Source organism: Konateibacter massiliensis (assembly GCF_900184995.1).
Classification (GTDB): Bacteria; Bacillota; Clostridia; order Lachnospirales; family Lachnospiraceae; genus Lachnotalea; species Lachnotalea massiliensis.
In genome coordinates this window covers 1,745,948-1,757,766 of sequence record NZ_LT860099.1, presented here as the reverse complement: position 1 = coordinate 1,757,766, position 11,819 = coordinate 1,745,948, and the positions used below count along the sequence as shown (strand labels likewise).

Below are 11,819 nucleotides of genomic sequence, written 5' to 3'. Positions count from 1 at the left end.
TGGAGGAACTATGAGAGCAAGTGGAATATTATTACCGATTGCGAGTCTGCCGTCAGAATACGGGATCGGTTGCTTTTCAAAGGAGGCTTACTCTTTTGTAGATAAATTGGAAAAGGCAGGACAAAAGTATTGGCAGCTATTGCCTTTAGGCCCTACCGGGTATGGAGATTCACCTTATCAATCATTTTCAACCTTTGCGGGAAACCCTTATTTTATCGACTTAAATGAGCTGATAAAAAAAGGTTATCTGACAAAAAAAGAGTGTGATTCCTGTGATTTTGGGGATAATGAAAGATATATCGATTACGGAAAGCTTTACCTCGCAAGATTTGAGTTGTTAAAAAAGGCGCATAGTGTGAGTGATATTGCAAAAGATAATGATTTTATCAAATATGTAAAAGAAAATGAATATTGGCTCGAGGATTACGCCTTGTATATGGCACTTAAGGATTATTTTCAGGGAATTAGCTGGATTGAGTGGGAAAAAGATATTAAACTCAGAGAAAAGGATGCAATGGCGGCATATGCGGAAAAGCTGGCGGCAGAAGTTGAATTTTATCAGTTCATCCAGTATTTGTTCTTTACACAGTGGAACCGTTTGAAAACTTATGCAAATAAAAAAGGCATCAAGATTATCGGTGATATTCCGATTTATGTGGCATTTGACAGCGCGGACTGCTGGTCAAACAGAAGTCTGTTCCAGTTTGACAGAGACAATACGCCGCTTGCGGTGTCAGGATGTCCGCCGGATGCTTTTTCAAAAGACGGACAGCTATGGGGAAATCCGCTTTATGATTGGGATTACCACAAAAAGACCGGCTTTACATGGTGGATTCAGAGAATACAATACTGCTTTAAGCTCTATGATGTCGTGAGAGTAGACCATTTCAGAGGTTTTGATGAATATTACAGCATTCCTTACGGTGCAAAAAATGCCATCAAGGGAGAGTGGAAGAAGGGCCCGGGTGTTAAGCTGTTTGAGGCACTCAACAAAGAGCTTGGTGATATGGATATCATTGCAGAGGATTTGGGCTTCCTGACAGACAGTGTGAGGGCACTTTTAAAGGCTACGGGCTATCCGGGTATGAAGGTGCTTCAGTTTGCTTTTGACTCACGTGAGGAGAGCGACTATCTTCCTCATAACTACAACAGCAATTGCATTGTATATACGGGAACGCATGACAATGACACGATACTTGGCTGGTATGATACGATTTCTAAGGCAGACAAGAAATTGTCCGTTGATTATTTAAACAATGCCGACACGAAGCCAGAAGAGATTCCTTGGGACTTTATCCGCCTGGCAATGGGAAGTGTGGCAAAGACCTGTATCGTTCCGCTTCAGGATTATCTTGGGCTTGGCAGTGAAGCAAGGATTAATACTCCGTCTACTTTAGGGGAAAACTGGAAGTGGAGATTAAAGGAAACGGATTTTGATGAAAAAATTGTAAAAAGAATTCACCGTATGACAAAGTTATACGGCAGACTGTAAGGCTAAAACGGTTTTAGTTGCATTTTTCGAACTTAATTGCTATAATTCACACAGGTGAATAATAGAAAAGGGAAAAAATATGGAAACGATTACAATCAAGGATATAGCTAAGATGTGTGGTGTTGGTATCAGCACCGTTTCAAGAGCTATCAACAATCATCCTGACATAAACGAAGAGACAAAAACTAAGATTATGCAGATTATAAAGGAGAATAATTATATACCCAACAACAGTGCAAGGAATTTGAAACGCTCTGACTCCAGAACGATTGCAGTGTTGATTAAGGGTATCAGTAACCCCTTCTTTAGCAGCATGATTAAAATATTTGAATCAGCGATCCAGAAAAAGAAATATTCCTTTGTTCTTCACAGAGTAGAGGAGCAGGAAGACGAAATCGATGTGGCGATTGAGCTTGTAAAGGAAAAAAGACTCCGCGGTATCATCTTTTTGGGAGGTCATTTTTCCCACACGGCGCAAAAGCTTGAGCAGGTTGAGGTGCCCTTTGTACTCAGTACAATCGGAGTGACGGAGACGATTGCAAACCAGAACTTTGCGGCTGTGGCGGTGGATGACTTTAAGGAAAGCTATAAGATGACGGAGTATCTGATTCAGAGCGGTCACAAAAAGATTGCGATTATCTCGGCATCGATGGATGACGCAAGTATCGGTAAGCTTCGTCTGGAGGGCTACAAAAAGGCATTAAGCGACAATAACATCGAATACAATCCCAATTTGGTCCGCTTCATGCGGGAGGATATTGAGACGTATACGATGAAAAACGGCTATGAGGTGACAAGAGACCTGCTGGCATCAAAAGAGGAATTTACGGCGCTTTACGCTATCTCAGACAGCTTGGCAATCGGAGCATGCCGCGCCATTACGGAGGCGGGAAAGAAAATACCGGAAGATTATTCCGTTGCAGGCTATGACGGTCTGGAAATGGGAAACTATTACAATCCGTCTATCACGACAATCCGCCAGCCGGTGGAGGAGATGGCATATGAGTCCATCAATATGCTTTTTGACCTGATTCACAAGAAGATTACGCCAACCAGCAAGATTTTTAAGGCTGAGCTGGTTGTTGAGGAATCGACACGAAAAATATAAGATGACAAAAACTGCACCTTCTTGAAGAGAAGTGGCAGTTTTTATCTATTTAAGGAAATCACTCGTCATGAATCAAAAAGGAATTTGGCAGTTTGTTCAGCCAAATTCCTTTTTGATATTTCAGACTTCCTAGTTTCTGGAAGCGCGTCTTCTCATATTAGCATCTAAGAATTTCTTACGAATACGAAGGCTTTTCGGGGTAATCTCAAGAAGTTCATCCACATCAATAAAATCAAGGGCTTCCTCAAGACTCAATACTTTAGGAGTTGTTAAACGCAATGCGTCATCAGCGCCTGAAGAACGAGTATTGGTAAGTTTCTTTGTTTTACACACATTAAGATCAATGTCTTCCGCTTTACCATTTTGTCCAATAACCATTCCGGCATAGACTTTTTCACCGGCTCCGATGAATAATGTTCCACGCTCCTGTGCACTGTATAAGCCGTAAGTAATGGATTCGCCAGCTTCATAAGCAATTAATGAACCTAATTTTCTATATTGAATCTCGCCACGGTAAGAGCCATAGCTGTCAAATACAGTGTTTAAAATACCGTTTCCTTTTGTATCTGTCATAAACTCACCGCGGTATCCGATTAAACCACGGGAAGGGATTAAGAACTCAAGTCTTGTGTAACCGCCGTTTGCAGCACCCATAGCACGAAGTTCACCTTTTCTTTGACTTAACTTATCAATAACAGTTCCGGAAAATTCTTCAGGAACGTCAATATACGCTATCTCCAAAGGCTCAAGCTTTTTACCATGTTCGTCGGTTTGGTAAAGAACTTCTGCTTTACTAACAGCAAATTCATAGCCCTCACGACGCATATTTTCAATTAATACGGATAAATGAAGTTCTCCACGGCCTGATACTTTAAAACTATCGGCACTTTCATTTTCCTCTACTCTTAAACTTACATCGGTATTTAATTCCTTAAACAATCTGTCACGCAGATGTCTTGAGGTGACGAATTTACCTTCTCGTCCGGCAAGCGGGCTGTCATTTACAAGGAACTGCATTGCAATCGTAGGTTCCGAAATCTTCTGGAACGGAATCGGAACCGGATTGTTTATAGAACAAATGGTATCTCCGATGTGGATATCCGCAATACCGGAAATAGCAACGATAGCACCAATAGTAGCTTCCTGAACTTCCGCCTTATTTAAGCCGTCAAATTCATATAATTTACTGATACGAACCTTCTTTTGTTTTTCAGGATCATGATGGTTTACCACGATAGCTTCCTGATTTACTTTGATTGTTCCGTTATCCACTTTACCGATACCGATACGGCCTACATATTCATTGTAGTCGATTGTGCTGATTAATACCTGTGCCTCTGCTTCAGGGTCACCCTCAGGGGCAGGAATATAGTCTAAAATTGTCTCAAACAAAGGAAACATATCCTTGCGTTCGTCATTTAAATCCTTGATTGCAAAACCAGATTTTGCTGATGCAAAGATAAACGGGCAGTCAAGCTGCTCATCGGAAGCATCCAAATCCATAAATAATTCTAAAATCTCGTCGATTACTTCGTCCGGTCTGCCTTCTGGCTTGTCAATTTTATTGATACACACAATAACGTGCAAATCAAGCTCAAGCGCTTTACGAAGCACAAATTTTGTCTGAGGCATTGCACCTTCATAGGCATCTACAACCAAAATAACACCATTTACCATTTTGAGGACACGTTCTACCTCGCCGCCGAAATCAGCATGTCCCGGTGTATCGATGATATTAATTTTCGTATCTTTATAATAAACAGCAGTGTTTTTGGCTAAAATGGTAATTCCGCGCTCACGCTCGATATCATTTGAGTCCATAACACGCTCAGCAACCGTCTGGTTGGCACGGAAGGTTCCGCTTTGCTTTAAAAGCTCATCTACCAAAGTTGTCTTGCCGTGGTCAACATGGGCAATAATTGCTATATTTCTAACATTTTCTCTCTTTTGATTCATAAATCGTTAATCCTTCTTTCTAAACTCGCACTAATGGCAACTTTAACAGTTTATCATATTTTCGTGAGATTACAAGCATTTTTAAAACGTTTTTTATACAAAATAAAAAAATTATTGATATTTCGTTCTAAATCGGAAATAATGAGAATAAATATATTTATGGATAATATACGAGAAGAGATACTTCGTTAAAAAGAAGGGAGAAAGTTAATAATGGCGGATAAGGTAATTGAAAACAATCAGGTTTCGGTAATTGGGGAGATAGTATCGGGCTTCACATTCAGTCATGAGGTGTTCGGGGAGGGTTTTTACATGCTGGATATTTTGGTCAAAAGACTGAGTGATTCTGCGGACGTAATCCCACTCATGGTATCAGAGAGGCTTTTGGATATCAAAGATGATTACCGAGGACAAACAATTTGCGTGCAGGGACAGTTTCGTTCCTATAACAGGCATGAAGAAAAGAAAAACAGATTAGTATTATCAGTATTTGCGAGAGAAATTGAGTTTGTTGAAGACGTGGAGGACAGCATCAAAACAAACCAAATTTTCTTGGACGGTTATATCTGCAAGGCGCCGGTATACCGTAAAACGCCGCTTGGAAGAGAGATAGCAGATCTCCTGATTGCGGTAAACAGACCATATGGCAAATCAGACTACATCCCATGCATCTGCTGGGGAAGAAATGCAAGATTTGCTTCCACCTTTGAAATAGGCGGTCATGCGCAGGTTTGGGGTAGAATCCAAAGCCGCGAATACACAAAAAAAATAGATGAAGCCAATTCAGAGAAGAGAGTTGCTTACGAAATCTCAGTGAGCAAGCTTGAATATGTCAAAAATTAATAGTCTAATTCGTTCATAAAACATGATAAAGCTGTAAGCAGCTTCAATTATCATAAATTCAAACGTGCCATTGCTCCCACCGGAGTAATGGCACTTCAAAATTCCCGCGTAAAAATAATAAATAAGAAATAATACATTATTAGTTTGCAAAACACCATAAAATTGGTTATAATGTAACTTATCAGAAGAAAATCAAGCGGTGGCGAAGCCGACATTTGATTTTCTTGATAAGTTAACGAAAAGCCGTAGGCTTTGAGTGAGCGATGCGAGAAACGAAGTTTCGAAGCAGCGTGTATCAGAAGAAAATCAAGCGGCGAAACGCTATTTTAATAAAGGTTTTAGGAGGCTGTGATAAAATGGAAGAAAACGTTAGAAATACTCATACAATACAGGCAAACAGTACCATCGGGGAAGTTCAGATTGCGGATGAAGTAGTAGCAATTATCGCCGGATTGGCAGCGACTGAGGTAGAAGGCGTGGCGTCGATGGCAGGTAATATTACGAACGAGCTAATCAGCAAACTTGGAATGAAAAATCTTTCTAAGGGAGTTCGGGTGGAAGTGATTGATGACACAGTGACAGTTGAACTTGCACTGAATTTGGATTATGGTTATAGCATACCAAAGACTTCAGAGGTTGTGCAGGAGAAGGTAAAGACAGCGATTGAGAATATGACAGGGCTGAATGTTATGGAGGTTAATATCAGAATAGCCGGAGTTAATATGGAGAGAACAAGATAAATCTTTTTATTCATGACAGGTGAAACGGTATAGTTTCGCTGTAGATTATACGTATAGGGGATGTCTTAAGCTAGACATCCCCTTTTATACAGCGATAAAATCGTGCTGTATAAAAGAAAAGCATGTGCACTCGCGCAAAAAGTAGATGTCGGCTGAGCCGACTGCGCTCGGCACAAAATGTGCCAAGGCACATTTTATTAAAATAAGGAAGGACACGGTGCAAAAGTGAAAAGAAGGGAATTAAGAGAGCACATATTTGAACTTTTATTTAGAATAGAGTTTCATGAGGGCGAGCAGATGCCGGAACAGGTCAAGATGTTCTTTGAGGATATCGAAATGATTATTATAGAAGAAAAGGACAAGGCATATATCGAGAAAAAATACGCTGATGTTGTTGAGAAGCTGGAGGAAATCGATGCTTCCATCAATGCGGTGGCAGAGGGCTGGAAGACAAACCGTATGGGTAAGGTTGATTTGACCCTGATTCGTCTGGCAGTATATGAGATGAAGTTTGATGAAGAGGTACCGGTAAATGTTGCGATTAATGAAGCGGTTGAGCTTGCGAAGAAATTTGGAGGAGATGAGACTCCTGCTTTTATAAACGGTATTTTGGCAAAGCTTGCTTAGGAGATTGTTATGCATAATGTATACAGTGTAGGTCAGGTCAATTCGTACATCAAAAATATGTTTACACAGGATTTTGCCCTGAGTAAAATTTATATTAAGGGCGAGGTATCCAACTGTAAATATCATTCCACAGGACATATTTATTTTACCCTGAAGGATGAGACAGGGACACTTGCCTGTGTTATGTTTGCCGGACAGCGGAAAGGGCTTGCCTTCCAGATGAAGGAGGGGCAGACCGTCGTAGCACTGGGCAGCGTAAACGTCTATGAGAGAGACGGCAAATATCAGATGTATGCAAAAGAGATTATTTTGGATGGTGCCGGTCTCCTTTATGAAAAATATGAAAAATTAAAAAGAGGGTTGGAAGAGATGGGAATGTTTGCTCAGGAGTATAAGCAGTCTATTCCCAGATTTGTCAGGAAAGTCGGTATTGTGACAGCTCCTACGGGGGCGGCGGTCAGAGATATTATGAATATTGCAAGCCGAAGAAATCCGTATGTTCAGCTTATCCTATATCCTGCGCTTGTGCAGGGAGAAGGAGCGGCGGCCAGCATTATAAAGGGCATTGAGGTGCTTGATCAGGCAGGTGTGGATGTAATTATAGCCGGAAGAGGCGGCGGCTCTATTGAGGATTTGTGGGCATTTAACGAGGAGGCAGTCGCAAGAACCATTTTTGAATGCAAAACCCCGATTATATCGGCGGTGGGTCATGAAACAGATGTGACGATTGCGGATTATGTTGCCGATTTGAGGGCACCGACCCCTTCGGCAGCGGCAGAGCTTGCTGTGTTTGAATATGATTCCTTTATTGAGGACCTGTTCCGGTATCGGAGGAGCTTTGACACCTCGTTTGAGAGGCGGCTTAACGAATATCGAAACAAGGTAGAGCGGCTGCGGCTTCGATTGGAGCTTTTAAGCCCTGCAAACCAGATAAGGGAAAAGCGTCAGTTGACGATGGAGCTTGAGAACAGGCTTCGCATGAAAATGGAAAATATACTGAAAGCAAAGCGTTTTCAGTTGGAAATATATATGGAAAAATTAAACGGATTGTCACCCGTAAATAAATTAAACCAGGGATATGCTTATGTGGCCGACAATAAAGGGAATACTGTAAATGACATAGACAAGGTAAAGAAGGGCGATTGCTTGGAAATCACGGTGGCAAACGGCATCATCGTGAGCGAGGTAAAAGAGACGAAGAGTGATAAGAGCTTTACCGAGGGTCAAAGGAGAGAGTGAGATGGCAAAGAAAAGTCTTACAATTGAAGAAGCGTTTGAGAGCTTAGATGAAATATTAGAAAAGCTGGAGGACAGGGATATCACGTTAGAAAATTCTTTTCAGATGTATCATAAGGGGATTGATTTGTTAAAATACTGCAACGATAAAATTGATACAGTAGAAAAGCAAATGCTGCAAATTGATGATAATGGTGAGTTAAATGAATTTTAAAGAAGAATTACAACAACACGTAGAAGAAATTGAAGCAATTATAAAAAGCTATCTGCCGAAGGAAGAGGGCTTTCAAAAGACGGTTTTATCTGCGGTAAACTATAGTATACTGGCAGGAGGAAAGCGGATACGTCCGATGCTGATGCAGGAAACCTATCGTCTGTTTGGCGGCAGCAAAGATGTGATTAAGCCGTTTATGGCTGCTATGGAGATGATACATACCTATTCGCTTGTACATGACGATTTGCCGGCTATGGACAATGATGAGTACAGAAGGGGCAGGAAGACGACCCACGCCGTATATGGCGAAGCGATGGGTATACTGGCAGGTGATGGTCTGTTAAACCTTGCATTTGAGACGGCGACACAGGCGTTTCAAACAGGAGAAGAATACGAACGAATCGGAAAAGCACTTCAGATTTTGGCGATGAAAGCAGGGATTTACGGCATGATAGGCGGTCAGACTGTGGACATAGAGAATGACGGAAAGCCGATTGAGAAAGATATGCTGGATTTTATTTACCGGTTAAAGACGGGCGCTCTTATGGAGGGCTCTATGATGATTGGTGCAATATTGGCAGGTGCGGACGATAAAGAGGTAGCAGTCATAGAGAAAATAGCGGCAAGTGTGGGACTTGCTTTTCAGATACAGGATGATATATTAGATGTAACGAGCACGATGGAGGTGCTTGGAAAGCCGATTAACAGTGATGAGAAGAATAACAAGATCACTTATGTAAGTCTTGAAGGGCTTGAAAAAGCGAAACAGGACGTGGAGGAAATTTCCAAACAGGCACTTTTATTGCTAAACGGTCTGGGGCATGAAAATGTGTTTTTAAATAACTTAATTGACATGTTAATTACCAGAGAAAAATAGAGGATAATGTCGTATGATATTAGAGAAAATGAATCACGAAAATGATATCAAAAAACTGACACCGGCAGAGCTTGATTTACTGACGGAGGAGATAAGAGAATTTTTAATTAATAAGATTAGTGTGACAGGCGGGCATCTCGCCTCCAATCTGGGGGTTGTGGAGCTTACAATGGCACTTCATTTATCTTTTCAGCTTCCGAATGACAAGATAGTCTGGGATGTGGGGCATCAATCCTACACGCACAAGATACTGACGGGAAGAAAGGCTGGCTTTGATGAGCTGCGAAAATATGGCGGAATGAGCGGCTTCCCCAAACGAAACGAGAGTGAATGTGACAGCTTTGACACAGGGCATAGCTCTACTTCTATCTCTGCGGCACTAGGGTTGGCGGAGTCAAGCCGGATTTTAAATAAGGACAATTATGTCGTTGCGGTAATCGGAGACGGAGCATTGACCGGAGGCATGGCATATGAGGCATTGAACAATGCCGCACATTTAAAGCGCAATTTTATCATTGTGTTAAATGACAATAATATGTCGATTTCGGAGAACGTAGGGGCGATATCCCAGTATTTGAGCAATATCAGAACGGCGGATGCCTACACCGATTTTAAGACAGGAGTTGCGGACACGCTGTCCAAAATACCGGTGTACGGTGAAAAGATGGTAGGGCAGATCCGAAAGACGAAAAATGGTATTAAACAGCTTGTCATACCCGGCATGCTGTTTGAAAATATGGGCATTACCTACCTTGGACCGGTGGATGGGCATAACATTGACCGGATGGTCAAGGTGTTTAATGAGGCAAAAAAACTGAATGAGGCGGTTATCATTCACGTTAAGACGAATAAAGGAAATGGTTATGCTCCCGCCGAGCGCCATCCGGCGAGATTTCACGGAGCAGAGCCTTTTGAGATAGAGACAGGGCTTCCGTCCAGCAAGCGGACAAAGGCACATTACTCTGACATTTTTTCGACCGTTATGAGAAAATTAGGAGACAGGGACGAGAAGGTTGTTGCGATTACGGCTGCAATGCCGGATGGAACCGGATTAAAACGTTTTCGGAATATGTTTCCGGAGCGTTTCTTCGATGTCGGAATTGCGGAGGAGCATGCGGTTACCTTTGCGGCGGGACTTGCAGCAGGCGGTCTAAAGCCTGTATTTGCAGTGTATTCTTCGTTTTTACAGAGAGCTTATGATCAGATACTTCATGATGTCTGTATCCAAAACCTGCATGTCGTGTTTGCGATTGACCGTGCAGGGCTTGTGGGAAGTGACGGAGAGACGCATCAGGGGTTATTTGATATTTCCTATCTGACAAGCATACCAAACATGAACATCCTAGCTCCTAAAAATAAGTGGGAGCTGTCTGATATGATGAAGTTTGCGGTTGACTTTGACGCTCCGATTGCAGTACGCTATCCAAGAGGAGAAGCATATGACGGGCTGCGTGAATACAGGGCACCCGTGGAATATGGCAAAAGCGAGATTATTTTCGATGAATCAGACATTGCACTTGTAGCGGCAGGAAGTATGGTGAAGACTGCCGAGAAGGTGCGGGAGCATTTAAAAGATATCGGGTACAATTGCAGTCTTATCAATGCAAGATTTATAAAGCCGATTGATGAAGCAGGAATTTTGGAGCTTGAAAAGGATCATAAGCTGATTGTCACATTGGAAGAAAATGTGAAAAACGGCGGCTTTGGCGAAAAGGTTCTGCAATTTGTATCAGAATGTCAGATGAAAGCAAATGTTCTGATTATTGCCATTCCCGATGAATATGTGGAGCATGGCAATGTGGAAATATTAAAAAAAGAAGTGGGAATAGATGAAGATTCAATCTTGAAAAAAATCATTTCTGCTTATATTAAATGCATGGATAAATAGGAAGGCAGTTATGGTGATAAGGCAATGAAAGAGCGCTTGGATGTTTTATTAGTGAACAGAGGTCTGGCGGCTTCCAGAGAGAAGGCAAAGGCGATTATCATGTCGGGCAATGTGTTTGTGAATGGAGAGCGAGAAGATAAGGCAGGCACGATGTTTGACGAGAAGGCGGATATTTCCGTAAAAGGGAATACGCTGAAATATGTGAGCCGTGGTGGCTTGAAGCTTGAGAAAGCAATTTTGAACTTCGGCGTGAGTGTTGAGAATAAAATTTGTATGGACGTCGGCTCCTCAACAGGAGGCTTCACAGACTGTATGCTCCAAAACGGCGCAGTGAAGGTTTACGCGGTCGATGTGGGACACGGCCAGCTTGATTGGAAACTCAGACAGGATGAGCGTGTGGTCTGCATGGAAAAGACAAATATACGCTATGTAACCGAGGAGCATATTCCGGAAAAGATTGACTTCTCTTCGATTGATGTTTCATTTATTTCTCTGACGAAGGTATTGCTTCCGGTAAAAAATCTTTTGGCGGATAACGGACAGATTGTATGTCTCATTAAGCCTCAGTTTGAGGCGGGAAGAGAAAAGGTAGGCAAGAAAGGTGTTGTGCGGGAAAAGAGTGTGCATCTTGAAGTGATTGAAAAGGTGATGGAATATGCCATCAGCATCGGCTTTAAGATTTTATATCTGGAATTTTCCCCAATCAAAGGGCCAGAGGGAAATATTGAATATCTGCTCTATCTGCAAAATCATACAGACGGCACATTGCATGAAGAAATGACGGTGGACGCGGCATTAGTCGTTGACATGGCGCATGAAACTCTCTAGGAGGTATTGT

The 11,819-nt window shown here is 42.0% G+C and carries 11 protein-coding genes; 10 read left to right on the top strand and 1 reads right to left on the bottom strand.

Annotation, left to right across the window (positions count from 1 at the left end; translation table 11 throughout):
* Nucleotides 1–10 precede the first annotated feature (10 nt).
* Nucleotides 11–1,492 (top strand): 4-alpha-glucanotransferase, encoded by a 1,482-nt coding sequence (gene malQ, locus CTY48_RS13880; protein ID WP_099469070.1) that lies wholly within the window; start codon nt 11–13, stop codon nt 1,490–1,492.
* A gap of 79 nt (nt 1,493–1,571) precedes the next feature.
* Entirely contained in the window at nt 1,572–2,600 is a 1,029-nt protein-coding gene (locus CTY48_RS13875; protein ID WP_099469069.1) for a LacI family DNA-binding transcriptional regulator, read from the top strand.
* 129 nt (nt 2,601–2,729) lie between these two features.
* Here CTY48_RS13875 and typA read toward each other — a convergent pair whose 3' ends face one another.
* On the bottom strand, nt 2,730–4,556 hold the full coding sequence (typA, locus tag CTY48_RS13870) for a translational GTPase TypA (RefSeq protein WP_099469068.1): 1,827 nt from the start codon (nt 4,554–4,556) through the stop codon (nt 2,730–2,732).
* 213 nt (nt 4,557–4,769) lie between these two features.
* Between typA and CTY48_RS13865 the strand changes: the two genes are divergently transcribed.
* The 8 genes from CTY48_RS13865 (at nt 4,770) to CTY48_RS13830 (ending at nt 11,809) form a co-directional block, all read left to right on the top strand.
* Nucleotides 4,770–5,399: a single-stranded DNA-binding protein gene (locus tag CTY48_RS13865; protein WP_099469067.1), complete on the top strand. Its 630-nt coding sequence runs from the start codon at nt 4,770–4,772 to the stop codon at nt 5,397–5,399.
* A gap of 356 nt (nt 5,400–5,755) precedes the next feature.
* The gene (locus tag CTY48_RS13860) at nt 5,756–6,139 is read left to right on the top strand and encodes an Asp23/Gls24 family envelope stress response protein (RefSeq protein WP_099469066.1); all 384 of its coding nucleotides are present in this window, start codon (nt 5,756–5,758) and stop codon (nt 6,137–6,139) included.
* 225 nt (nt 6,140–6,364) lie between these two features.
* Entirely contained in the window at nt 6,365–6,766 is a 402-nt protein-coding gene (nusB, locus tag CTY48_RS13855; protein ID WP_099469065.1) for a transcription antitermination factor NusB, read from the top strand.
* A 9-nt stretch (nt 6,767–6,775) separates the two neighbouring features.
* A complete protein-coding gene (gene xseA / locus CTY48_RS13850; protein ID WP_099469064.1) occupies nt 6,776–8,005 on the top strand; it encodes an exodeoxyribonuclease VII large subunit in 1,230 nt (409 codons plus the stop codon).
* A 1-nt stretch (nt 8,006) separates the two neighbouring features.
* Nucleotides 8,007–8,216: an exodeoxyribonuclease VII small subunit gene (xseB, locus tag CTY48_RS13845; protein WP_099469063.1), complete on the top strand. Its 210-nt coding sequence runs from the start codon at nt 8,007–8,009 to the stop codon at nt 8,214–8,216.
* Entirely contained in the window at nt 8,206–9,093 is an 888-nt protein-coding gene (locus CTY48_RS13840; protein ID WP_099469062.1) for a polyprenyl synthetase family protein, read from the top strand. Before xseB ends, CTY48_RS13840 begins: the two co-directional genes overlap by 11 nt.
* A 13-nt stretch (nt 9,094–9,106) precedes the next feature.
* The gene (gene dxs / locus CTY48_RS13835; protein ID WP_099469061.1) at nt 9,107–10,981 is read left to right on the top strand and encodes a 1-deoxy-D-xylulose-5-phosphate synthase; all 1,875 of its coding nucleotides are present in this window, start codon (nt 9,107–9,109) and stop codon (nt 10,979–10,981) included.
* A 24-nt stretch (nt 10,982–11,005) separates the two neighbouring features.
* Nucleotides 11,006–11,809, top strand: a complete 804-nt coding sequence (locus CTY48_RS13830; protein WP_099469060.1) for a TlyA family RNA methyltransferase — start codon at nt 11,006–11,008, stop codon at nt 11,807–11,809.
* Nucleotides 11,810–11,819: the final 10 nt, after the last annotated feature.

Coding starts and splice junctions, on each gene's coding strand:
- malQ (WP_099469070.1), top strand. CDS start 11: ATGAGAGCAAGTGGAATATTATTACCGATTGCGAGTCTGCCGTCAGAA.
- CTY48_RS13875 (WP_099469069.1), top strand. CDS start 1,572: ATGGAAACGATTACAATCAAGGATATAGCTAAGATGTGTGGTGTTGGT.
- typA (WP_099469068.1), bottom strand. CDS start 4,556: ATGAATCAAAAGAGAGAAAATGTTAGAAATATAGCAATTATTGCCCAT.
- CTY48_RS13865 (WP_099469067.1), top strand. CDS start 4,770: ATGGCGGATAAGGTAATTGAAAACAATCAGGTTTCGGTAATTGGGGAG.
- CTY48_RS13860 (WP_099469066.1), top strand. CDS start 5,756: ATGGAAGAAAACGTTAGAAATACTCATACAATACAGGCAAACAGTACC.
- xseA (WP_099469064.1), top strand. CDS start 6,776: ATGCATAATGTATACAGTGTAGGTCAGGTCAATTCGTACATCAAAAAT.
- xseB (WP_099469063.1), top strand. CDS start 8,007: ATGGCAAAGAAAAGTCTTACAATTGAAGAAGCGTTTGAGAGCTTAGAT.
- CTY48_RS13840 (WP_099469062.1), top strand. CDS start 8,206: ATGAATTTTAAAGAAGAATTACAACAACACGTAGAAGAAATTGAAGCA.
- dxs (WP_099469061.1), top strand. CDS start 9,107: ATGATATTAGAGAAAATGAATCACGAAAATGATATCAAAAAACTGACA.
- CTY48_RS13830 (WP_099469060.1), top strand. CDS start 11,006: ATGAAAGAGCGCTTGGATGTTTTATTAGTGAACAGAGGTCTGGCGGCT.